The sequence below is a fragment of the Bacillus sp. FSL H8-0534 genome (genome assembly GCF_038005885.1).
Classification (GTDB): domain Bacteria; phylum Bacillota; class Bacilli; order Bacillales; family Bacillaceae_G; genus Bacillus_A; species Bacillus_A pseudomycoides.
This window is the reverse complement of record NZ_JBBOUC010000001.1, coordinates 4406708-4429606: the sequence shown is the minus strand read 5'-3', so window position 1 is coordinate 4429606 and position 22899 is coordinate 4406708. Positions and strand designations below refer to the sequence as shown.

The 22899-nt window shown below is 36.5% G+C and carries 32 protein-coding genes and 1 pseudogene; 10 read left to right on the top strand and 23 right to left on the bottom strand.

Features of this window, described 5'->3' with window-relative positions:
- Positions 1-13: 13 nt before the first annotated feature.
- From folD to accB, 5 genes are all read right to left on the bottom strand, one after another.
- A complete protein-coding gene (folD, locus tag MHH71_RS22605) occupies positions 14-874 on the bottom strand; it encodes a bifunctional methylenetetrahydrofolate dehydrogenase/methenyltetrahydrofolate cyclohydrolase FolD (RefSeq protein ID WP_003200229.1) in 861 nt (286 codons plus the stop codon).
- A 22-nt stretch (positions 875-896) separates the two neighbouring features.
- The gene (gene nusB, locus MHH71_RS22600; protein WP_018780784.1) at positions 897-1289 is read right to left on the bottom strand and encodes a N utilization substance protein NusB; all 393 of its coding nucleotides are present in this window, start codon (positions 1287-1289) and stop codon (positions 897-899) included.
- Between the two features lie 346 nt (positions 1290-1635).
- The gene (locus MHH71_RS22595) at positions 1636-2028 is read right to left on the bottom strand and encodes an Asp23/Gls24 family envelope stress response protein (protein ID WP_003208459.1); all 393 of its coding nucleotides are present in this window, start codon (positions 2026-2028) and stop codon (positions 1636-1638) included.
- A 23-nt stretch (positions 2029-2051) separates the two neighbouring features.
- The gene (gene accC, locus MHH71_RS22590) at positions 2052-3404 is read right to left on the bottom strand and encodes an acetyl-CoA carboxylase biotin carboxylase subunit (protein WP_006095944.1); all 1353 of its coding nucleotides are present in this window, start codon (positions 3402-3404) and stop codon (positions 2052-2054) included.
- 16 nt (positions 3405-3420) lie between these two features.
- Entirely contained in the window at positions 3421-3909 is a 489-nt protein-coding gene (gene accB / locus MHH71_RS22585; protein ID WP_018766177.1) for an acetyl-CoA carboxylase biotin carboxyl carrier protein, read from the bottom strand.
- 485 nt (positions 3910-4394) lie between these two features.
- Here accB and MHH71_RS22580 point away from each other — a divergent pair, with 485 nt between their 5' ends.
- Complete coding sequence (locus tag MHH71_RS22580; protein ID WP_016116263.1) at positions 4395-4592, top strand: hypothetical protein; 198 nt, start codon at positions 4395-4397, stop codon at positions 4590-4592.
- Between the two features lie 71 nt (positions 4593-4663).
- Here the strand turns inward: MHH71_RS22580 and MHH71_RS22575 are convergent, their stop codons facing one another.
- From MHH71_RS22575 to MHH71_RS22535, 9 genes are read right to left on the bottom strand one after another with little or no spacing between them, the layout of a single operon-like run.
- On the bottom strand, positions 4664-5317 hold the full coding sequence (locus tag MHH71_RS22575) for a SpoIIIAH-like family protein (RefSeq protein WP_006095943.1): 654 nt from the start codon (positions 5315-5317) through the stop codon (positions 4664-4666).
- 12 nt (positions 5318-5329) lie between these two features.
- On the bottom strand, positions 5330-5995 hold the full coding sequence (spoIIIAG, locus tag MHH71_RS22570) for a stage III sporulation protein AG (RefSeq protein WP_018780781.1): 666 nt from the start codon (positions 5993-5995) through the stop codon (positions 5330-5332).
- On the bottom strand, positions 5985-6617 hold the full coding sequence (spoIIIAF, locus tag MHH71_RS22565; RefSeq protein ID WP_006095941.1) for a stage III sporulation protein AF: 633 nt from the start codon (positions 6615-6617) through the stop codon (positions 5985-5987). Before spoIIIAF ends, spoIIIAG begins: the two co-directional genes overlap by 11 nt.
- A gap of 12 nt (positions 6618-6629) precedes the next feature.
- Positions 6630-7802 carry a stage III sporulation protein AE gene (gene spoIIIAE / locus MHH71_RS22560; protein WP_003208467.1) on the bottom strand — a complete coding sequence of 391 codons (1173 nt, stop codon included), beginning with the start codon at positions 7800-7802 and terminating at the stop codon, positions 6630-6632.
- A gap of 10 nt (positions 7803-7812) precedes the next feature.
- Positions 7813-8199, bottom strand: coding sequence for a stage III sporulation protein AD (gene spoIIIAD / locus MHH71_RS22555; RefSeq protein ID WP_077293892.1), 387 nt, complete (start codon positions 8197-8199; stop codon positions 7813-7815).
- A gap of 20 nt (positions 8200-8219) precedes the next feature.
- Entirely contained in the window at positions 8220-8423 is a 204-nt protein-coding gene (spoIIIAC, locus tag MHH71_RS22550; protein WP_000020914.1) for a stage III sporulation protein AC, read from the bottom strand.
- Positions 8424-8438: 15 nt separating this feature from the next.
- The gene (spoIIIAB, locus tag MHH71_RS22545) at positions 8439-8954 is read right to left on the bottom strand and encodes a stage III sporulation protein SpoIIIAB (protein ID WP_033799097.1); all 516 of its coding nucleotides are present in this window, start codon (positions 8952-8954) and stop codon (positions 8439-8441) included.
- Positions 8948-9874, bottom strand: coding sequence for a stage III sporulation protein AA (gene spoIIIAA / locus MHH71_RS22540; RefSeq protein ID WP_006095939.1), 927 nt, complete (start codon positions 9872-9874; stop codon positions 8948-8950). Before spoIIIAA ends, spoIIIAB begins: the two co-directional genes overlap by 7 nt.
- A gap of 27 nt (positions 9875-9901) precedes the next feature.
- Entirely contained in the window at positions 9902-10183 is a 282-nt protein-coding gene (locus MHH71_RS22535; protein ID WP_003200251.1) for a YqhV family protein, read from the bottom strand.
- A gap of 197 nt (positions 10184-10380) precedes the next feature.
- On the opposite strand from MHH71_RS22535, the gene MHH71_RS22530 reads away from it, so the two are divergent.
- Together MHH71_RS22530 and MHH71_RS22525 are read left to right on the top strand one after the other, a co-directional pair.
- The gene (locus tag MHH71_RS22530) at positions 10381-10944 is read left to right on the top strand and encodes a GNAT family N-acetyltransferase (RefSeq protein WP_033799096.1); all 564 of its coding nucleotides are present in this window, start codon (positions 10381-10383) and stop codon (positions 10942-10944) included.
- Positions 10941-11243, top strand: a complete 303-nt coding sequence (locus MHH71_RS22525; RefSeq protein WP_018780777.1) for a hypothetical protein — start codon at positions 10941-10943, stop codon at positions 11241-11243. Before MHH71_RS22530 ends, MHH71_RS22525 begins: the two co-directional genes overlap by 4 nt.
- Positions 11244-11280: 37 nt before the next feature.
- Here MHH71_RS22525 and efp read toward each other — a convergent pair whose 3' ends face one another.
- The 4 genes from efp to MHH71_RS22505 form a co-directional block, all read right to left on the bottom strand.
- The gene (gene efp / locus MHH71_RS22520) at positions 11281-11838 is read right to left on the bottom strand and encodes an elongation factor P (RefSeq protein ID WP_006095937.1); all 558 of its coding nucleotides are present in this window, start codon (positions 11836-11838) and stop codon (positions 11281-11283) included.
- 20 nt (positions 11839-11858) lie between these two features.
- The gene (gene pepQ, locus MHH71_RS22515; protein WP_003200325.1) at positions 11859-12920 is read right to left on the bottom strand and encodes a Xaa-Pro dipeptidase; all 1062 of its coding nucleotides are present in this window, start codon (positions 12918-12920) and stop codon (positions 11859-11861) included.
- Between the two features lie 4 nt (positions 12921-12924).
- Positions 12925-13365, bottom strand: coding sequence for a type II 3-dehydroquinate dehydratase (aroQ, locus tag MHH71_RS22510; RefSeq protein ID WP_006095936.1), 441 nt, complete (start codon positions 13363-13365; stop codon positions 12925-12927).
- A 75-nt stretch (positions 13366-13440) separates the two neighbouring features.
- Positions 13441-13905: a YqhR family membrane protein gene (locus MHH71_RS22505; RefSeq protein ID WP_006095935.1), complete on the bottom strand. Its 465-nt coding sequence runs from the start codon at positions 13903-13905 to the stop codon at positions 13441-13443.
- Positions 13906-14148: 243 nt separating this feature from the next.
- On the opposite strand from MHH71_RS22505, the gene MHH71_RS22500 reads away from it, so the two are divergent.
- Positions 14149-15069 (top strand): DUF1385 domain-containing protein, encoded by a 921-nt coding sequence (locus MHH71_RS22500; RefSeq protein ID WP_003200320.1) that lies wholly within the window; start codon positions 14149-14151, stop codon positions 15067-15069.
- 83 nt (positions 15070-15152) lie between these two features.
- On the top strand, positions 15153-15554 hold the full coding sequence (locus MHH71_RS22495) for an SA1362 family protein (protein WP_006095934.1): 402 nt from the start codon (positions 15153-15155) through the stop codon (positions 15552-15554).
- 17 nt (positions 15555-15571) lie between these two features.
- Here MHH71_RS22495 and MHH71_RS22490 read toward each other — a convergent pair whose 3' ends face one another.
- The 3 genes and pseudogenes from MHH71_RS22490 to MHH71_RS22480 form a co-directional block, all read right to left on the bottom strand.
- A complete protein-coding gene (locus tag MHH71_RS22490) occupies positions 15572-16228 on the bottom strand; it encodes an HAD family hydrolase (RefSeq protein WP_033797069.1) in 657 nt (218 codons plus the stop codon).
- 104 nt (positions 16229-16332) lie between these two features.
- On the bottom strand, positions 16333-16761 hold the full coding sequence (gene mntR, locus MHH71_RS22485; RefSeq protein WP_016116280.1) for a transcriptional regulator MntR: 429 nt from the start codon (positions 16759-16761) through the stop codon (positions 16333-16335).
- Positions 16762-16906: 145 nt separating this feature from the next.
- Positions 16907-17320: pseudogene (locus MHH71_RS22480) on the bottom strand (spore photoproduct lyase family protein); the annotation flags it as partial.
- A gap of 183 nt (positions 17321-17503) precedes the next feature.
- On the opposite strand from MHH71_RS22480, the gene MHH71_RS22475 reads away from it, so the two are divergent.
- The 3 genes from MHH71_RS22475 (at position 17504) to MHH71_RS22465 (ending at position 19532) form a co-directional block, all read left to right on the top strand.
- Positions 17504-17821: a PadR family transcriptional regulator gene (locus tag MHH71_RS22475; RefSeq protein WP_016132003.1), complete on the top strand. Its 318-nt coding sequence runs from the start codon at positions 17504-17506 to the stop codon at positions 17819-17821.
- 5 nt (positions 17822-17826) lie between these two features.
- A complete protein-coding gene (locus tag MHH71_RS22470; RefSeq protein ID WP_006095933.1) occupies positions 17827-18486 on the top strand; it encodes a hypothetical protein in 660 nt (219 codons plus the stop codon).
- 200 nt (positions 18487-18686) lie between these two features.
- Positions 18687-19532: a hypothetical protein gene (locus MHH71_RS22465; RefSeq protein ID WP_006095932.1), complete on the top strand. Its 846-nt coding sequence runs from the start codon at positions 18687-18689 to the stop codon at positions 19530-19532.
- 28 nt (positions 19533-19560) lie between these two features.
- On the opposite strand, the gene MHH71_RS22460 is transcribed toward MHH71_RS22465, so the two are convergent.
- Complete coding sequence (locus MHH71_RS22460; RefSeq protein WP_003200303.1) at positions 19561-20397, bottom strand: lipoate--protein ligase family protein; 837 nt, start codon at positions 20395-20397, stop codon at positions 19561-19563.
- A 170-nt stretch (positions 20398-20567) separates the two neighbouring features.
- Between MHH71_RS22460 and MHH71_RS22455 the strand changes: the two genes are divergently transcribed.
- Positions 20568-20951, top strand: a complete 384-nt coding sequence (locus tag MHH71_RS22455) for a rhodanese-like domain-containing protein (RefSeq protein ID WP_003200301.1) — start codon at positions 20568-20570, stop codon at positions 20949-20951.
- 29 nt (positions 20952-20980) lie between these two features.
- On the opposite strand, the gene MHH71_RS22450 is transcribed toward MHH71_RS22455, so the two are convergent.
- On the bottom strand, positions 20981-21526 hold the full coding sequence (locus MHH71_RS22450) for a hypothetical protein (RefSeq protein WP_050774441.1): 546 nt from the start codon (positions 21524-21526) through the stop codon (positions 20981-20983).
- A gap of 330 nt (positions 21527-21856) precedes the next feature.
- Here MHH71_RS22450 and MHH71_RS22445 point away from each other — a divergent pair, with 330 nt between their 5' ends.
- On the top strand, positions 21857-22834 hold the full coding sequence (locus tag MHH71_RS22445; protein ID WP_033799095.1) for a LacI family DNA-binding transcriptional regulator: 978 nt from the start codon (positions 21857-21859) through the stop codon (positions 22832-22834).
- The last annotated feature ends 65 nt before the right edge of the window (positions 22835-22899 follow it).

Here is a 22899-nt window from a genome sequence, read left to right as displayed (position 1 = left end):
TAGCCGATTCAAATTATTTACAAACAACTCCTGCGCGTTTTGCAGATTCTACTGTATTATGAAGGAGCATTGTAATTGTCATTGGGCCGACACCTTTTGGTACTGGTGTAATGTAACCCGCAATATCAAGTACATTTTCAAAGTCAACATCACCGCACAGCTTACCTGTCTCTAAACGGTTGACACCAACATCAATTACAACTGCACCTTCTTTTATATAGTCAGCTGTTACCATTTTTGGTCTTCCAACAGCTACAATTAAAATATCAGCTAACTTTGATAATTCTTTTATATTTTTCGTTTTGGAATGGCAATATGTTACAGTCGCATTTTCATTTAAAAACAGCTGTCCCACTGGTTTTCCAACGATATTACTTCTTCCGATTACAACAACGTGTTTTCCTGAAATATCAAGATTTGTTTCTTTTACTAATTCTACAATGCCATGTGGTGTACATGGAAGAAATGTATCTTGACCTGTCATCATACGGCCAACGCTGATTGGATGGAACCCATCTACATCCTTTTCAGGTGAAATTCTTTCAATGATAGCTTTCTCTTCAATATGTTTCGGTAAAGGCAATTGTACTAATATACCATTAATACGGTCATCTTCATTTAAGCGATCAATTTCAGCTAACAAACGTTCTTCTGTAATTGTATCTGGAAACTCAATTAACTCTGAATAAATTCCAACTTGTTCACAGCCCTTTTCTTTTCCTTTTACATAAGAACGAGATGCTGGGTCTTCTCCAACTAAAATAACGGCTAATCCTGGTACAATCCCTTGCTCTTTCAACTTCACAACTTCTTCTTTCAATTGTGCTCGTTTTTTCTCCGCAACTTCATTTCCTTTGATGATTACTGCTACCATTTAAGATTCCCCCTTAAAGAAATTACAGTGTGTCTTTTATATTAGATAAAACGCCGTTTATAAAACGACGAGATTCCTCATCCCCAAATGTTTTTGCAATTTCAATTGCTTCGTTAATTGTTACATTGTGTGGAATTTCTTCCATGTACTTCATTTCATACACAGCTAGACGTAAAATACTGCGATCTACAATACTAATACGTTCTAATTTCCACTTCTTTAAATTTTGACGAATTGCTTCATCAATTGCTTCTTTATGTTCTACACAACCAACAACAAGTGATTCTAAAAACTCATTTGTTTCTTCGCCTTCTTCTAGCGTATTTTCCACCGCTACTTTCGGCTCTAATTCTCCAGTAATATCCATTTGGTATAATGCTTGCATGGCTCTTTCTCTAGCCGTCCTACGTTTCATTGTAACTCTCCTTTATACTTCAAGTCTTTCCTTATGTTTTGTTATATTATTATAATTTATAAGCCGTCAATTTACTTACTCTTACAGTTTTCATTGATTTTTCAACCTTATAATACAATGATAATAACACAATTTATCGTTTCATACACGAGTTACAAGGCTGAAAAATAATAAAAAGATTAACTTCAAGTTCCATACCTTATCACAATGTACGTTTTTTGAAAAAACGTATCATTCCCTTTTTATATTTTGTATTTTTTAAAATAGTATAATAATTTAAAGGTTTCGTGCATGAAGAGATGAAACGAGAAAAAAGGTGCCTATTTGACAAGGCACCTTCTCATTCTTATACTGGCTCGATTTCTGTTTTTTGCGTTTCGAATGTTACGCCAACGATGTGAATATTTACTTCTTTCGGCTCAAGACCCGTCATTGTAAAGAGTGCTTGGCGAATATTATCTTGAATTTTTTGTGCAACAACTGGTATTGCTACACCAAAATACATGACAACATAAACGTCAACGATAATATCGTCGTTTACTAATTCAACCTTCACGCCTTTACCGTGATTTTTCTTTCCTAACTTCTCAACAACATCTGTAGCAAAGTTGCCGCGCATTGCCGCTACGCCATCTACTTCAGCAGTTGCGATACCTGCAATTACCTCAATTACTTCTGGTGCAATTTCTACTTTTCCAAGGGTTGTATCTTGACCCATATCTAACATATGTTCAGCCATGAAAAAAACCTCCTTTAAATGTATCACTGCGTCACAAGTTCATGCTCTTCCAAAAATTTAGTATTAAATTCCCCTTTTATAAAATCAGGATGATCTAGCAATTGTAAATGGAACGGGATTGTCGTATGTACGCCTTCAATGACAAATTCACTAAGTGCTCGCTTCATTTTTGCAATTGCTTCTTCACGTGTTTTTCCGTGAACAATTAATTTCGCAATCATCGAATCATAAAAAGGTGGAATTGAATAACCAGGATAAACAGCTGAATCGACGCGAATACCAAATCCTCCTGGTGGTAAGTACATTTCCACTTTCCCTGGAGATGGCATAAAGTTTTTGGCAGGGTTTTCCGCATTAATTCGACATTCGATTGCCCAACCTTTAAATTGTACTTCTTCTTGCTGTAGCGATAGCTTTTCTCCTGAAGCAACACGAATTTGCTCTTTAATTAAGTCCATCCCTGTTACCATCTCTGTAACCGGGTGTTCTACTTGAATTCGCGTGTTCATTTCCATAAAGTAAAAGCTTTTCGTTTTATATTCATAAATAAACTCAACCGTACCAGCACCTGTATAATCAACCGCTACCGCTGCTTTTACTGCCGCTTCACCCATTTTCTCACGAATATTTGCATCAAGAGCAGGAGAAGGACTTTCTTCTAATAGTTTTTGCAAACGGCGCTGAATTGTACAATCACGCTCTCCTAAATGAATCGCATTGCCATGTGCATCTGCCATTATCTGAATCTCAACATGGCGGAAATCTTCAACGTACTTTTCTAAGTATACACCAGGGTTTCCAAAAGCGGTACTAGCTTCTTGCTGTGTAATTTGAATTCCCTTTATAAGCTCCTCTTCATGACGTGCAACACGAATACCTTTTCCGCCGCCACCTGCAGTTGCTTTAATAATAACGGGATATCCAATTTGATTTGCAAGTTCCATTGCTTCTTCTGTGTTTTTTATAATCCCTTGTGAACCTGGTACAATCGGAACCCCTGCTTCTTTCATTGTATCACGCGCAACGTCTTTTGTACCCATTTTTGAAATTGCTTCTGGGCTAGGTCCGATAAAAATCAAGTTACATTCACGACATAGTTCTGCAAAATCAGCATTTTCGGCTAAAAATCCATAACCAGGGTGAATTGCATCACAACCTGTTAATTTTGCAACGCTTATAATATTCGTCAAATTTAAATAGCTTTCTTTCGACATTGTTGGCCCAACGCAATACGCTTCATCTGCGATTTGCACATGAAGTGATTCTTTATCCGCTTCTGAATAAATAGCTACTGTTTCAATATTCATCTCTTTGCAAGCACGAATAATTCGCACAGCAATTTCCCCACGATTGGCTATCAATACTTTTTTTATCATCACAAAGACTCCCTTATTACGCTTTTACAAGAAATAGCGGTTGTCCATACTCAACAAGTTGTCCGTTGTTCACAAGAATTTCAACAATCTCTCCATTTACTTCTGCTTCAATTTCATTAAAGAGCTTCATCGCTTCAACGATGCAAACGACTGTACCTTCTGAAACGCGATCCCCGACACTTACATATGCAGGCGTATCTGGTGAAGAAGATGCATAGAATGTTCCAACCATCGGTGATGTGATTGTATGTAAATTCTCATCTTGAACAGCTTTCTTCTCTTCCTGCTTCGGTACTTCTACCTGCGCCGCTGCTACGGCTGTTTCCATTTCTACCGCTTGCGTTTGTAATGCTTGTTTCACTACTGGCGTTGTCTGTACAGACACAACTTCATTCCCACGCTTTTTCATTTTAATTGTCGTGCCATCTTTTTTGTATTCAAATTCATCAATGTTAGAGCTATCAATTAACTTAATTAATTCACGAACTTCTTGAATTTTAAACATATAAAATCCACTCCCATACACTTGTTTGTCCCGTTCTTACAGATACTGAACATATAAAAGCAAACTATGTTGTCTGTAAAGATACGATTCATTCTCCTAGAGAAATCATTCCTATAACATTTACTAATAGAAACTTTTGCTACTCTCATCTTACGATAAATATTTTCAACATTCCAATTTATATTTCTTTACGATAAATCGAAACTCCTGTAAAAAATATTATTTCACTAAATAATTTATTACCTAGTAATAATACCAAGTTTCACTCAAAATTGGCAAGACCACTTCATAAAAAACATGTTTTTTCTCTTTTTTCATTTAAAATTTAGAGCTCTTGATTTATTATTCTCATCTTATTTTAACTATGTACAACAACATATTTTACAAAATATTATTTTTTTATTTACAAGCCGTTCATCCTTCCTTCACATACGAATAGTATGTTCAAAGTAAAGTAAAATATCTTAATAGTGAGGTGCAGAAACATGATATGGCTCATCTTGTTCTTACCAGCTGTATTAATCTGGCTCATCGTTGTCTTCACTCATATAAAATACGGAAAAAGCAACCACCATTACCACGAACCTTTAATTTTTTACTCTCAGCGCATTTCTCCTTTCCGAGGAGAAAACATTGAAATAGCACAAAAAGATGAAATAGAAAAAAGCTATCGAAAACGATAGCTTTTTTCTATCCGGCTGTTCGCGAGTAGTAATCCTCCAGCTTATCATAGCTCGTAATACATATTTAAAATTTATTTTACTGGATCAAACTTGACGCCTACATCCTTGGATCCTGCCTCAGCACGAACAAGTTGGATAATTTTATTTGCTTCTTTTTGAGAATGCTTCGTAGCTTTTACTGTTACTTTAATATCAGTTCCATCAGCTCTTACAAGCGCATCTTTATAGCCACCTTGTGATTTAATAACTGTTTCAAGCAACCCTTCCTTTGTTTCCATCTGATCGATTGCATTTAATTCATCTTTCGCTTTACTTATTTCTTCAGCGGAAGATTTCGTTGATTTCATAACATCTTGTAATTTTTCTTTCTCTGCACTGCGTTGATCTTCCATTTTCAAACGAAGTGCTGTAAAGTTTTCATCACTTGATTGAACTGTTACATTGCCTTCTTTTTTGCTTGTCTCTTTTTTACTATCATCTTTTTTCTCTGTTTCTTTGCCCGATGTTTCTTTCGTTGTTTCTTTTGGAGTAGCTTCTTTATTAGATGTTTCTTTTGTCGTTTCTTTTGTCACTTCTTTTTCAACACCTTGCTTTTCTTGTCCAACCTTTTCACTCGCTGTTGGTGTTGCAGTATTCATTTTGTCAGGCGTTGTTACATAATAGACAGATAACACAACAACTAAACTTAGCATTGTTAGTAACCAAACTGTTTGTTTTTTCAACACTTTATTTCCTCCCTAACCCTTTTTTGGTAGTACTGCTACGCGGTGTGATGGTACATCAAGCATACGTGTCACCGCTTCCTTTACCATTGCTTTTATTTGTATATTATCCACCCCTTTTGCTACGACAAGGACACCTCTCACTTTTGGTTTCTCTGTTCGCAATACAATCGGAGTTTCTTTATCACCTTCGCGTATAATCACCGTTTTTTCATCAGTTGATTCATCTTCAACTTGTCTTTTTCCTCCAGTTTTATCTGTTTCACCTGTTGTTTGCGATCGTTTCACAATATTTTTTTCAAGTATTTTTTCTTCTGATGAGTCCAAATTCACTTCAATAGACACATCTTTAACCCCTGTTATATCTTCTAATGCTGCTTTCAATTCTTGTTCATATGCTTTTTCGTATTTTTCTATAGCTGACATGTTCTCGCTCTTTTTTTGTCCAAAAGTCGGCACATCTTTTTCTGAATCTTGACTTGTCTTTTCTTTAAACACAGGCACTTCTTCTTTTTTCGGTTGAAAGAAATTACTAAAAAACATAAGCAACATTCCAAGTATGAGTAGGACAAGCAAAAACTTAGGTGTTACTTTTTTTCCTTTCTCCCTATCATCTTTTTCGTCCCCTTTCAATAAGTTGCGAAAAAATGAGAATTTCGAGTTTTTATCTTTATTGTCCATTTACTCTACCTGTCCCCCCTTCCATTTGAACTTGGATTTGTTTATCCTCTAGCTGCCACCTGCTTGAAAAGAACTGTTTCATTTCTACATTTGTTTCTTCCGAAGTTTTCCGAGGCGCTCTCGTATTAATTTCAACTGGCTTTACTGTTTCAATTGCATCGTTTTTCTTCACTTCAGCTTCTTTTAGCGTCACAATAACAGATTGAATATCTTTTGCCGCTTTTACTTCTTCCTTAGTTTCTGCTGCAATTATTTTTATTTCAGACACTGTCACGCCATACTTTTTCTCAAATTCTTTTCCAACTTCTTTTTTCATTTTGACAGCCATCTCTTCTAAACTATATGCACGTGTTAGGGCTTGTATTTCTTTTTTCTTTGTATCAATTGAATTTTTTATCGATCCGTCCGCTACGTATTTTTCTTGATTAAAATTCGCAATCACTTCATTTACATCCATTTGTAATAACTTAAATAGCGGCGTTAAGATTAAAACGACTAACAATAAGCTCACAACAAATTTGACATACTTTTGTAAATTTGAATTAGGAAGGATAAGATGCAGCATCGTCGCTAAGAGCAAAAAGACGATAATATTTCTAATCCACTCTGTAACAAATTGCATACTCGTCACCTCCTATCGCATCATGAGGGTAATGTTCCCCGCGGCAATAATAATGGTAATGCTTAAAAAAAACATAAAGGATACGATAGCTAAGCAGGCAAATACATAAATGATACTTCTTCCTATAATATCTAAACATTTAATAATAGCTCCTCCGCCAACTGGCTGTAGTACTGCCGCTGCGAATTTATAAATAAACGCGATACAAAAGATTTGAATCGCTGGAAAAGCAACGATTAAACATAAGATAACAAGCCCGATAATCCCGACCGTATTCTTTAATAACCCAGAGGCGCTAATAACAGTATCCGCCGCTTCTGTAAACATCCGCCCTACCACAGGAATAAAATTTCCCGTTACAAACTTCGCTGTTTTAACAGCTATACCATCAGCAACTGCTGTTGCTGTCCCTTGCACAGATAATACGCCTAGAAAAACTGTTAGAAAGATACCAATAATCCCAACACTTACATTTTGCAGGAGCTTGGACAATTTCGTAACTTTATATTGATCACTCATTGTACTTACAATGCTTAAGATGGTCGCAAGTAATAAGAGCGGAAGAACAATATAGTTCATAAGCAGCCCACTTGTATTCATTAAAAAAATGATAATCGGATGGAAGAAGGATACTGATACAACCCCGCCTCCGGTCGCTATGAGTGCTAGGAGAATAGGAAGCAAAGCTAATATAAAATCTACCATCGTTTGAATCGTTTCTCGTGCATACGTCATGACCACATAAAAACTATTTAAAGCAAAAATAATTAACACCATATATACAACGGCATCTGCAATTTTACTTATGCTACTCTTCGAAAAGGCAGATTGTAGTGATTGTAATAATGCACTGAAAATTGTGAGCATAATGAGCGTTCCAAGTAGCTTTCCATTTGCAACAAGCTCATGAAATAAATATTTTAATAGCCCTATCATCCATTCTTTTATAGAAAATTCCTTTTCGCCCTTTACAAATTCCATAAAACTTCCCTTTTGACTCTCTGGTAAATAACCTCCGTATTTTGTGACAAGCCCGTCCCAAAACTGCTTCACATCTTCGATTCCGAGTTTATCCAATTGTTGATCTACGACGTTTTTTTCTACAGGAGAAGCTTGTACGACAATTGGTAAAGAAAAGAAAAGGAAGCAAGCAAACAGCAGCTTAGCTCCAAACCTTTGCAACATTCACTCCCCCTTATCCCGTAGGTAAAAAACCAAGAATTGTTTCAATTACAACCGTTAAAATAGGAATAGCCATAACAAGAATTAAAATTTTCCCTGCTAATTCAATTTTTGAAGCAATTGCACCTTGACCAGCATCTTTTGTAATTTGTGCCCCAAACTCAGCAATGTAAGCAATTCCAATAATTTTCAGCAGTGTCTCTACATAGACATTGCTTACTTTCGCCTCACTGGCAACTCGCTCAATCATTCTTAAAATAGAATGAATTTGATCGATTAGCAGCAGAAACATGACACTCGCGATGAACACAATAAACAAAGAAGTGATACTAGATTTATGTTGATTTAGCACAGCTGCTAAAAATGTCGCGACGAGGCCCAATCCGACAATTTGTAAAATCTCGATTCGAACCGCCTCCTTTACTGGAAGAGAAAGACACTTTTAATCTTGTCAAACAAAGTATTAATCAAAAATGCAACATGAAATAAAATAACAACAAAACCGACAAGAATAACCCAGTTTGCAATATCCTCCCGCTTTAACTCTTTTAGTACTGTATGAATGAAAGCTAAAACAATGCCGATTCCGGCGATTTGAAATATTAATCCAACATCGATGGACATCGCCTTTCTCCCCCCCTATAGCAGTAAAATTACGATAAGTAGTCCTGCTAGTACACCCAAACTCTTTATCATCTTTTCATATTGAAGTTGAAGTGCTTTCGCTTCACCCTCTTCTCTTTCTAGGTGCGTAATACATAAGCGAATATGCTTTTGCTGCGATTCACGGTCATGCTGCCCTAACGTTTCACCAAATTGCTGCAAAATCTCATATTCAGTTTGTTTAAATGCAGTGAGTTTCCAATTTTCTTGTAAACTTTCAAGCCAAGCCTCTCTAACTGTTTGTTCGCCGCTTTCTAGTCGCTTTGAAAAACTTTGAAATATCCAGTTTAAAGGCTTTGGCATTTGTTTTACTAAGCGCTCTGCTGCTTCTGATAAAGGCGTATGCCCATACATGATTTCAGCTTCTAACGATTGCAGCGCTGCTTTTAAAAGCCTAAGTTGACGCGGGCGTTCACTATATCTTTTGGCATACGAAAAACCAAAGAGAGTGCTCACCGCTACAATTAACACCGCACCAAATATTTTCACCATACGCTTTGAACCTTCCCTCGCCTTTGAACAGGCTTTCCATCTCCATCCTTGACTTGAACAACGGTTCCAGGTCCCTTTGCTTTTGATAGTTCAATAAAGCGATCAAACACACCAAGCTCCATCACAGCCTTTAAAGATGGTCGTTTCATTACATCATCAAAAGAAAATCCGTGAGCACTTATAAAAAGCTGAACCCCCGCATGTACCGCCTCCATAATCGCTTCACTATCTTCCACACGCCCAATTTCATCAACAATTAATACGTCCGGACTCATGGAACGAATCATCATCATCATTCCTTCTGCTTTTGGACATGCATCCAACACATCAACACGCTGGCCAAATTCATATTGCGGAATCCCTTTTACACATCCAGCGATTTCTGAACGTTCATCAACAATCCCCACTTTACAAGAAGGAATTTCATGAGAACGAACCCCTTGACTCATACAACGTGCCACATCCCTGAGAAGTGTTGTTTTCCCTGTTTGCGGAGGGCCAATTACCATTGTGTTTAACCAACGTGAGTCATACAAATAAGATAAGAGTGGCTCAGCTATCCCGATTTTTTGACGGGCAATTCGAATATTAAATGATGACACATCTCGAATCATCTTCACTGCACTTTTCTCTGTAATTACTTTTCCAGCTAAGCCAATCCTGTGACCACCGCGCAAAGTAACATACCCACGCTTTAACTCTTCTTCCATCGTATAAATAGAATATTGACTAAGCTTATTTAATAAGTAGATTGCATCCTCTGCTGTAACGACATAGTCATAAAAGAACACTTCTCCACGAGCAATACATTCAAGTTGCCTTCCTATCCGAACCCTAATTTCTTCTAACGCGCTATATTGTTCACAGCCTTCAATAAACTGTTTCATCGCTTTTGGTAAAACCTCTAATACTTCTTTCATCTGCTTCTCCCCACCATACTTGACTTACTATTTCAGCACTGCAATAAAAATACAGCCAATTCCGAGAGTTAGAAAAAAGAGCTTCAAAAAAGAAATTTCATTTGCAACGCTCGCAATGCCGATCGACATCGTTAAAATTAATACAGTCGGTCCAACAAATGCCAACATACCATTTATAAACAATGCTTTTTTTGCATCATTCACATAAAGCATAAGCAAAGCGGCGAATATCTCCGCACTACCTGAAAACAACCGAAGCAATCCCATGACAAGCACGGATGTTTCCATTGCCGCCAGCCATTGTTTCATTCTCCCACCTTCTCTCCTACTAATTACTTTTCAGTTCACTAACAAAACTCTTATTCCAAAAAGAATATATTTGTACAACCATATGCAGAGGTTGTCTATTTCAGAAGTAAAAACATAATTTTTCACATCAATTACCGTAAAAATCTGAATATTCCCATTAGTTTATGTTATATTTAGTGTACGAAAGGGGATTTTCTATGAATCACGTAACATTATTACCACTCGATTTACAATATGCAGACATCATTTTCACATTATCTAGCGATCCACATGTGAAAGACGCCCTAGGGCTAAAAGTAGAAACTATCGAAGATACAAAAGCATTTATTCGTTTTGCAATGGAAGAAGAACGAATAAAACAATCTCTATCAAGAGTGATTGTAAATGAAAACAAGGAGATAATTGGTATCACCTCTCTCAAACATATCGATCACAAAAAAAAGAAATCTCATATCGGTAGTTGGCTCGGCTATCCATATTGGGGCCAAGGATACAATGAAGCTGCTAAAAAGGAAATTTTTAAAATGGCATTTGAAGAATTAGATCTTACATATGTATTCGCGGGCGCAAAAACAACTAATATCCGTTCGCAAAAAGCGCAGGAGAAATTACCTTATATTTCTCTACATGTAGAAAAACAGTTTCCAGATGAACATATAGCACTAGAAAAAGAGACAAAATCCCCTTGTGTGCTACATGTTATATCTCGTGAGAATTTTTTAAATTGGATGGAATTAAAAAACAAGGAGGCATCAAATTGAAAGCAATTAAATTTTTTGTCACAATCACATTAGAATTTGTTGGTATCTACCTTTTTTCAAAAATGGTTGGTTGGTCATTTATGGAGGCCTTCTTTCTAGGGAGTTTAGCGATATTCGGTGTTATTTGGTTGCTTGCGTTAAATATCAATCTTAATGCCAATATGGATCACACTATATACAAAACAGGGATAGTAAAACCATTCCAATTCATTTGGAGTCCTTACATAATGGGAACAATCAGTCTTATAGCTATCAGTCTTATTACAAGCATCATTTATTATATACCTTATTTCACATAAAAAAAGCACTCGTGATCATCACGAGTGCTTTTTCTAACTATGCACGAGAAACGTATTTACCTTCACCTGTGTTGATGATAAGCATTTCGTCTTCGTTAATGAAGATTGGTACTTGTACAACAAGGCCAGTTTCTAATGTAGCTGGTTTTGTTACGTTAGAAGCTGTGTCACCTTTAATACCAGGCTCTGTTTCTACAACTTTTAACTCAACTGTGTTTGGAAGTTCAACACCAAGTACTTCGCCTTGGTATGTCATAATTGCTACTTCCATGTTTTCTTTTAGGAATTTAAGTTCGCGCTCGATTTGGTTTTCGCCAAGTTCGATTTGCTCATAAGTTCCGTTATCCATAAATACGTGAGACTCACCGCTCGCGTATAAGTATTGCATACGACGGTTTTCGATGTGTGCTTTTTCTACTTTTTCACCAGCACGGAATGTTTTTTCTTGAACAGAACCTGTGCGAAGGTTACGTAATTTAGAGCGAACGAACGCAGCACCTTTACCTGGCTTTACATGTTGGAAATCAAGCACTTGCCAAAGGGCATTGTCCACTGAAATTGTTAAACCTGTACGAAAATCATTTACTGAAATCATGCAAAAAATCCTCCTGTGTATTACAAAATAATAAGTTCTTTTGGAGATTTCGTGATTACTTCATTACCTTCACTTGTTACAATAATATCGTCCTCGATACGCACACCGCCAACACCAGGAATATAAATGCCCGGTTCTACTGTCACAGCCATTCCTGGCTCAAGTACCGTTTCAGAACGGAATGCTAAGCCTGGTGCTTCATGGATTTCAAGGCCCACTCCATGACCAGTAGAATGTCCGAAATATTCACCGTATCCTTTTTCCGTTATGTAGTCACGTGTTAATGCATCAGCTTCACGACCAGTTAAACCAGCTTTAATGCCGTTCACACCACGAAGCTGTGCTTCTAAAACGACATTATAAATTTCTTTTAATTTATCAGATGGTTCGCCGACTGCAATCGTACGCGTAATATCAGAGCAATATCCTTTATAATAAGCACCGAAGTCTAATGTTACGAAATCTCCTTTTTCTATCACTTTTTCAGATGCCACACCATGCGGCAATGCTGAACGAAGTCCTGAAGCAACGATAATATCAAACGAAGAAGATGTTGCTCCTTGTTTTCTCATGAAAAATTCAAGTTCATTTGACACTTCAATTTCAGATACGCCTGGGCGAATGAATGATAGAATATGTTCAAAGGCAGCATCTGCAATCTGTGCAGCTTCCTTTAATATCTTAATCTCTGAATCCGTCTTAATCAAGCGTAACTTTTCTACAAGCCCAGAAGTTGGAACAAATTCCGCTTCTACCGCTTCTTTATGTGCTGTATAAGAGCTATATGTAAGAGTATCTTGCTCAAAGCCAAGCTTTTGAATTCCTAATTCTTTCACTTGTTTCGCAACTTCATCCAGAATTGGTCCTGTATGTTGCACAATTTCATAACCAACAGCTTGTTTACCAGCTTGCTCTACATAGCGGAAATCTGTAATAAACAGAGCACGATCATTAGAAATAAGTACAACACCAGCTGTCCCTGTAAAGTTCGTCATATATCTACGGCTATATTCATTCGTTAATAAAATACCATCAATACCAGCTTCACCAAATGCATTTCTTAACTTCGTGATCTTTTCCATCAATTTATGCCTCCCTAAGTTTCTCCAATAATGCAAATAACGCTAACTTATAGCCATAAAAACCAAACCCAACAATTTGGCCCGCCGCGACTGTTGCTGTCACAGATTCATGACGAAACGATTCCCGCTGGTGGATGTTAGAAATATGTACCTCAATAACTGGAATCGAAATGCTCGCTATCGCATCTCGAATCGCATAGCTATAATGCGTAAATGCTCCTGGATTTAGAATGATTCCTTCATATATGTCATCAGCCTCATGAATGATGTCAATAAGAGCACCTTCATGATTCGATTGAAAACATTCTAACTCCACTCCCAATTTCTCTGCTTCTTGCTTCATCTCTTCTTCTAATGATGCCAACGTTCCTTTCCCGTATACATTCACTTCTCGAACACCGAGACGATTTAAGTTAGGACCGTTAACGAGGAGTACTTTTTTCATATACTTTAAACTCCTTAATATAAAAAATGTCTATACAACATTCTAACACAGGAGCCACTTATTTGAATAGTTTGTCTACTCCAACCCTTCCCCTTGATTCGCATTGTTCGCTTCAAATGAAACAGAATATGTGATAAACACACCGTATAAAATAAAAATACATATTGTTGTGACAATTGTTTCTTTCGGTAAATGAAGTGCATTTTTTATAACAGGTGCAATAGAACCCAGTCCGAAAAATAAAATGCCCCACCAAAACAGTCCATAGAGTATTCCCGGTAGTATCCCTTCAAATCTTTTGAAAAGAGCCCTATAGAGAAATGCCACTAAAATAGAAAGAAGCCCTATACAAATAATACCCAATACATTTCCCCAAACTCCTTCTTTCCACGATCCAAACGCAAATGGTAAAAGCAAATAGTTTGGTCCGGCTTCTGTAAATGAAAAAATATGAAGAAAATACCATATACATCCCCAAAAAACACCACCAAATAAACCAATCTGTACAATGTTTTTTGTTATTGATTGTTCTTGCTTCACATCGACACCTCCGCTTACTAGTATGTCCGAAACTATTTTGAAGCATGTTTAAATCATGCGAAATTTGTCTATAAAAAGAATAAGAAATGTCTGGCTTCCGTAACAATTTTCCTTGTCAGCAGCTTGTGTTTGTCGATAAAATAAAGGAAACTCGGTGATTGTCAAATCTCACAATGACAGAACCAAGTGTGACAATTGCCTCTTTTCTACATAAGAGAGAAACAAATACAGGTTGGTGTTAACATGGCAGAGGAGACAAAACAAATATACGGTGGGCAAGCGGTCATAGAAGGAGTTATGTTTGGTGGTAGAGAATATACTGTTACAGCGGTTCGTCGCAAAGATAAATCAATCGAATTTTATCGATTACCACGCGTGCGGAATAAAGTATTATCTATGCTAAAGAAAGTTCCATTTCTACGTGGTATCGCCGCTATCGTTGACGCAAGTGCCAATGGAGCAAAACATTTAAACTTTGCTTCGGAACGATTTGACGTTCATCCTGAAGACGATGAACAACTTACACACAAGAAAGAAGAGCAGTCAAAATTAACGATGGTATTAGGAGTAGCCGCAGTCGGAGTCTTATCGTTCATATTCGGCAAAGTCATTTTCACAGCAGTCCCCGCACTTTTAGCGGAATTGACACGACCGATTTTCCCATCTCACACTGGGCAAATTATTGTCGAAAGCATCATTAAGCTCATCCTTTTACTGAGCTATATATATATTGTGTCACTAACTCCGCTCATTAAGCGTGTGTTTCAATATCACGGTGCGGAACATAAGGTCATTAATGCTTACGAAAACAATCTTCCGCTGACAGTAGCAAATGTACAAAAACAAACTCGTCTCCATTATCGTTGCGGTAGTAGTTTTATTATATTTACAGTCATTATCGGAATGTTTGTCTACTTTCTTGTTCCAACTGATCCCCTTTGGGTCAGAGTGGTAAATCGAATTTTATTAATTCCAGTTGTTCTAGGGATTTCTTTTGAAGTCTTGCAATTTACGAATCGATTACGAGATATTCCGGTCTTGCGCGCATTAGGATACCCAGGGTTATGGCTTCAACTATTAACAACAAAAGAACCAGAAGATGATCAAGTTGAAGTTGCAATTGCATCCTTTGAAGAATTATTACGTTTAGAAGAAAAACACTAATAATTTTTTAAAAATGGTACTCAACTCCTTTCCTTGTCGCTAATATACTAATTTTAATATATGTTATTTAGGAGGTGTTCCCTATGAACGGTCGTTCGTTTACGTTCGCTTTATTCGTGCTTATTATTGGGTTAGCAATATTCGGTCTCGTATCATCTGCAATTACAGATCCATACGGAATGGTTAAAAACATTGTCATCATGTTACTTGTTGTTGGTGTCTTTTATTTATTATATAAAATGTTTACAAGTTCCAGCGGTTCCGCCAATTCGCAAAACTCTTATAAGCGTGCTGCGAAACAATCGAACCGAAAATACGGAAAACAAAACGTAGCACCCCTAAGCAATTCTTTATTAAAACGAAATGCTTCTGATGACAAAGTTAAGAAAGGCAATTCATCATTGTTAAAAAGGAAACGAAAACAATCTCATTTAACCGTGATTGAAGGTAAAAAAAATAAAAAGAAAGACCGCGCTTCCTTTTAGGAAATGCGGTCTTTCTTTTATTTATGCTCCCTCACATATTGAAGTACTTCTGTTAAGCTTTTTTCTTTCATACTTCCTAAGCGAAGATGGTGATTTTCAAACTGCAAAGCCTTTGTAACTTCATTTGGAACAACGACACATTTTAATCCTGCCGCAATCGCTGCTTTCAATCCATTTACTGAATCCTCAAACACAACAGCTTCTGAAGAATCAATTTTCAGTTCTTCAATAGCCGCTTTATACAGTGCTGGATCTGGTTTTACTTTCTCCACATCTTCTTTCGTTTTAATTACTTCAAAATACTCCCGAATCCCTAAATCTTCTAAAAACCCAATAACCCATTCTCTTGAAGAACTAGAAGCTAAACCAATTTTTACTCCAAGACCTTTTGCTTCTTCTAAGTATTCTTTCACACCATCACGAGCTACTGGTATTTTCATTTTCTCTTGATGTAAAGCCGAAACTTTTTCTTTTAGCAAGTTCTTATTAAATTGCTCTTTCAATTGTTGTTCAATATATGTATAAAGCACTTCATCTGTTGTTCCAATACATTTTGCAAACTCTTCTAGAGATAAATCTCCACCATATTCGCGAATTACTTCCTGAAAAGCTTGGAACCAAATTGTTTCTGTATCTACAATTAATCCATCAAAGTCAAAAATAATTGCTTTCATTCCGATCCCGCCTTTTACAAAACAATTTTTCACATCTCTATACATTCAACTTAAATAAAGTAAATTCCTCTTCTAAACAAAAAAGGAAACGCCTCTCGTTCCCTTTACTTCCCCTGCTCTTCATTTGCTTTTTGAACACCGCGAAGTGTTTCAATTCGAAGTTCATCTTGCTCAAAATATTGTACTAAATCACCAATGCGGTCAATAGCTTCCCAACTTAAATGATGCTCAATTCCTTCTACATCATTATAAATCTTACTTTCATCCACACCGATGATACGCATAAATTGTTCTAGTAACTCATGACGATATACAAGACGCTCCCCGATTTTTTTCCCTTTTGATGTTAATACAAGCCCTCTATATTTTTCATAAATTAGATACTCATCTTTATCTAACTTTTGTACCATTTTCGTTACAGAGGATGGATGTACACTAAGCGCTTCAGCAATATCAGATACGCGGGCATATCCCTTTTCATCAATTAACAAATAAATTTGTTCAATATAATCTTCCATACTAGGGGTAGGCATCGGCTTCCTCCATCCAATTTTATTTTGTGTTTTCCGCACTAAGCAATCAATAAAATGATACACCAGAAAGGTTATCATGACAAGGGTGGAAACAGACCAAAAGCTATGAAACATAAAAAGAATCTGCATGTATATACAGATTCTTTTATGTGAAATATTGAATTTCAGCATTCGGAAAATATTCGTAACTATATCTTCTTATCGTTTCCTCTAACCTCACTGCATCATCTTTCTGATATACATATTTTCCGATGCCATATCGTCCCCATTTATATTTTCGTTTCTCCTCATCCATTTCGAGTTTCGTATTGGGATAACGTTGTTGTATTACCTTTTTCGCTGGCTTAGTAAAGCGATGTTGAATCAATTCGAATGATAAATTTAGTAGGGTTAAATCTTTTAACGCATCAAAAAGTCGTCCAAATAATTCACGATACCCGTCTTCCCAACCTTCATGCATATAAATTGGAGCAACAATAAAACCAAGTGGGAAATTTGCTCCCGCTACTTTACGGGCTGCTTCAATTCGATCCTCAAATGGTGTGGTACCCGGTTCAAAATAAACAAGCTTTGGCATAAATGGCTTCATATGATCCCCTCCCTCATTTTAGTATGAGCAAACGCACGCTGACAGCGCTGTTTAAAACTTTCCACTTTAGTAACTTGTGTTGCAAGTTACCGAATGTTATAATTCAGATAACAACTACCTTGCACAACAAGTTACTTGAAGGCGGTGACGCAATTGCATAGTCAAATGTTAAAAGGTGTGCTCGAAGGATGTATTTTATATATCATTTCGCAAGAAGAAGTGTATGGATATGAACTGAGTACGAAATTAAACCAACATGGCTTTACATTCGTAAGTGAAGGTAGTATCTATCCTCTTTTGCTACGAATGCAAAAAGAAAAACTCATTGCTGGTACATTAAAAGCTTCTAGCCTTGGGCCAAAGCGAAAATATTATCATGTAACCGATAAAGGGTTCGAACAGCTAGAAGAGTTTAAGAAGAGCTGGGGGATGGTTTCGACAACGGTAAATAATTTATTGCAGGGAGAGTGAGATTGATGAAAGCGAAAGATTTAATTGAGCTGAATAATAAAAAACGCAAACTTCTAACCCCCGAAAATGAAGCTATCTATGGAGATATGCTCATATATTTGCGGTTTACTAGTATTCCACAGGAGCAAATGGAGGAGCTATTATTAGAAATACTAGATCACCTTTTAGAAGCTCAAAAAAATAGTAAAAATGCCTATGATATTTTTGGAGAGGATTTAAAAGCATATTGCGATGAATTAATTAATTCCTCTGAGCACCAAACTACTTTCGAAAAAGGTGCAGTTATTGGCTTTGCAGTTAGTTTATTGTTAGCTATCCAATTTGGATATGATACATTTACGCATGTATTTTTTAATCATGCAAATAAACCAGGGATTCCATTTAGTATCCTAGGAACAATATTGTCAGCTATTATTTTAACCACTGGTACTTTTTTAACTTTTTCCGTATTAAGACGATATTCTTTCACAATGTTAGCGTCTTGGAAGCAAAAAATTATGCTCATATTATCAGCTTGCATACCATTTGGATTATCAGTGTTTTCAGATATTTATTTTAAAACAAAACCTTATTTATCCTATAACTTAACAGTTTGGCAAGGTGCTCTTATTACAATTTCCTTTTACATTTTATACAAAATTTTATATAAAACCTCTAGATTTTAACAGCCTTCAAAAAGGCTGTTTTTCTTCTGTCTAATTTTACAAATTGAAAAATTTCATAAAGAAAAAAAGAAAAATGCAAAATAATTAAAGTTAATTGTTGACGTGATGCTTTTATTATCGGTATCATATTTCTTCGTGAGCAATTATTTTTCGTTATACGATTTTTTTATTATTAATGAATTTTTGAGAGGGGAAATTTGATGTCACTTAAGAAAAAAACGCAAGTACGCACCGGCAAAATGGTACGTGAACTAATGTTAGCAGACGAAGATGTAAATGCTTCGCTAATTATGGTATATAGTGAAAACGGTGTAAATGCAGAAATTAAAATCGAGGGCTTAACGCCAAAATGTAACGAAGAATTATTTTTGAGCGGGAACGTAGATTGGAACAAAAGTGTGATTTATAAAATTGTCGATTTCACTGGAAACGCTGAAGTTGGTAAAGTTACATTAACCGCAATGAACAAAAACAATGTTTCCCTAGAAATCGAACGCGTTATGTGGAGCAAAGAGAATAAAGAAGCAGCTGAACAGGAAGTGGCACCTGTAGAAACTGCTCCCAAAAAAGAAGTAGTGGTAGAAAAAGTACCTAAAGTAGTCACAGCTGCTCCAAAGCCTGTTACACGTGCTGAAGAACCCGTTGTAATCCCTAAACCTACTCCAGCACCAGCGCCAAAGCCAATACGTTCAGAGACAGTTGTAGCGGCACCTACTTCAGCACCTGTAAAGAAAGAAGTACCCACTCCGGTTGCAAAGCAAGAAACGGTTTCGGCTATGCCTACAAAACCAAAACAAGCGGCTCCAGCCGAAGCGAATTCAAAACTACAAGAAAATTATGTGAAGCTTGTGAAGAAAACAATTGAAGTATGTCAAGATTATGAGCTTGGCATCGATATAGATGATTCCATTGAAAACTTAAAAGAAGAATTACAAAGCCAAGGAATTAGCGTTACTTTTGATAAAGAGATTATGGATGTTGTAAATCGTCTTCGTTCTTTACAAGACAAAGGAATCAAAGTAGAAAAAGTACTGAATTTACTATAAAAATAAGGAGAGGGCAAATGCCCTCTCCTTATTTTTTATAATTCCACTCATCACTTTCGTACTTTTCTTTTGCCAATGTTTGCACTTCCTTAAGCTGTTCTTCCGTTAGTTCATACGGAACTAGCTCCACATCTAAGCCTTTTTCAAATCCAACTTGGAAGGCTTCAATCAACTGTTCGATTGTAAACGTTCGATCTGTTAATTCATTGATTGCAACGGCCTTAGAAGAAAACATGCTCTTCATACGCTCTTTCACTCGCTCATTTGGGAATAAGAATAAATCATACAGCTCATCTAAATCGATTTCTAGCGGAATAGATCCATGCTGCAGGATAACACCTTTTTGTCGTGTCTGTGCACTTCCAGCAATCTTTCGGCCTTCTACAACAATTTCATACCAAGATGGAGCATCGAAACATACGCCTGAGCGTGGATTTTTTAAATTCTCACGGTCTGCTTCCGTTTTTGGAACCGCATAGTAAGCTTCTAATCCTAACGCCTTAAACCCGTCTAATAACCCTTGCGAAATTACTCGGTATGCTTCCGTAACTGTTTTCGGCATATTCGGATGATCCTCAGAAACGATAACACTGTACGTTAATTCCTTATCATGCAATACACCCCTACCACCTGTTTGACGGCGAACAAAACCATATTTCTTTTCATTTACTACATCCATATTGATATCTTTTTCTACACGTTGAAAATACCCTACTGTTAATGTTGGCACTTCCCATTCATAAAAACGAATCGTCGGCGGCATTTTCTTTTCACTTTGCCAATTTAATAAACATTCATCTAACGCCATATTAAATGCTGGTGAACATTGACCAGAGTTAATATAACACCATTTTTCTTTTCCCATCCTGCACCTCATATAACCAATTATTTTTCACAATCTCTAGTCTAACAAATTCGACAAAATTTGTGAAAGAATACGAAATTTCTCCTCCTCACCGAACGAACCTGTTGCATAAATACATATGGGCATTATAATATTGAAAGTAGGATAAGAAAAAAGGGAGCGATAGAATCGTGTCAACAAACTTGATTATTATACTAGCCGTAATCGTAGGAATCATCGGCTACTCTGTATGGATGTTTTTCTATCAGAAAAAATTAATTAAAACACTTTCAGAAGAAGAATTTCGCGCTGGCTACCGTAAGGCACAGCTTATCGATATTCGTGAAGCAGATGAATTTAACGCGGGGCATATTTTAGGTGCTCGTAACATTCCATTATCACAAATCCGTATGCGTTACAAAGAGCTACGTAAAGACCAACCTGTCTATTTATACTGCCAAAGCGGATTCCGTACAGGACGTGCAGCTCAATATCTAAAAAAACAAGGTTACAAAGATTTCTACCAACTACAAGGTGGATTTAAATCTTGGACAGGCAAAATTAAAAAGAAATAATATTTTAAAGAACTAGCATGATTCATCCGCTAGTTCTTTTCTTCCATGTTGTTCGCAATATATAGTAAGTTCTTTTTTACTACTTCTCCATCTTGTACTTCTGTATTTCGATACAACAACTGATATTCCAGCCCTTTCTCTTTCCATATAAGCGTTGCAAATTCTTCCCCATGCTCGCCCTCATCCCTATTTTTAAAATAGGCAGCTGAACCATTATCCAATCTCATTTTTTCATGAAATCGATTTTGTTCTACAATATAAGGAAAACTGTAAGAAAAATTAGCAACTGTTAATTCTACATAATCTTTTTTTTCTGTTTCCTTTTGCTTATATTTAATCGTTAAGACAGCGTTCTTCTTCCCAATTGCTCTTACTTCCCCTTTTATATCATTCGTAATGTCATACGGTAAAAACGTTGGAACTTTAACTGATTTTGGAAAATAATTAGAAACATCTTTTAATAAGATAGGACCAGATACGCGATCTGTAGCCCCTCCTGTGCTTTCCACAAAATTTTTCTCTTCATTTATCGTTTGTTGAAACGAACATGAGCTAAGTAACACACTAGAAAACACGAAACAAATGAGCCCTTTTTTCAATTTGTTTCCGCCCTTTCATACCGCTCCCTTTACGAACAAAGCGTTAGTATGTTGTTCATATTCGCTTCGCTTGTTCATTCTCCCTTTGGAAACTTTCCTCGTTTATCTCACACATTTTGACACAGCATTTCTATTTAGACAAAAAAAGACTTTCTGCTACTCTTACGCCCAAAATAAAAAGGTTACGCGAATAACAGAAGGTCCTTTTATAACATAGATTGTGAAAAGCTTTTCAGGTCAAGCATTTTTCAGTATTTTTTCCATTCTTATCTATTTGCCTATATAATGAACGAAGAGGTGATACATATGGCGAATATAAAACAAATTGCGAAAACCGCTGGGGTATCTATAACGACGGTTTCACGCGTGCTAAATGACCATCCCTACGTCAGCGATGAAAAACGAAAACGCGTTTTAGATGCGGTTGAAGAACTAAATTATGCAAAAAATATAAATGCAATTCATTTAATAACAGGAAAAACATTGACGGTCGGTGTTATGCTTCCTTTTATTAATTTACCCTACTTTAGTACAATTATTGAAGGGATTGGAAATGAAGCATTAGCTGCTGGCTATCAGATTAACCTATGCCAAACGAACTATGATAGTAAAGAAGAAATTCGTGTTCTAGAGATGATGAAAATGAAACAATTTGATGGCATGATTATTTGCTCACGTGCAAGCTCGTGGGAACAAATTGAACCATTTGCAAAATTCGCTCCTATCATCTCATGTGAAAAGATGGAGCATCCCCTCGTTTCATCTGTTTATGTTAATCATTATGAAGGGTTTCGCATTGGTACAGAATATTTATTGCGTAAAGGTCATGAGAAGATTGGTTTTTGTTTAGCAAGGCAAAATAGCATAAATACAAAGCAGCGTGAAAAAGCCTTTTCCGATGCTCTTCATACTGCCCAAAAAAGAGTACAACCAGATTGGATGTTTTACCAATGTTACAATATGCAAGATGGTGCAAAAGTTCTGCACAGTATTTTAAACATGAAAGAGCGCCCAACTGCTATTTTTGCTGCTAATGATCAAGTGGCCGCTGGTTTAACAACTGAAGCAAGAAAACACGGCCTACGTGTACCAGAAGATCTCGCCATTCTTGGCTTTGATAACCATGAAATTTCAACAGCATTAGAGATTACAACAATTGAACATCCTGGTTTAACAATGGGTACTCGAGCCTTTTCTTTATTTCATAAGCAAATACAGGCCGAACAAATTATAGGTAGCTCAGAGGAACTCCCTTTCCATTTAATTGAACGAAAAACTGTGTAAAGAGTGCCAATTCAGGTACTCTTTTTAAATCATTTGACTCATTGACTTTATGTTTATTCTCTTTT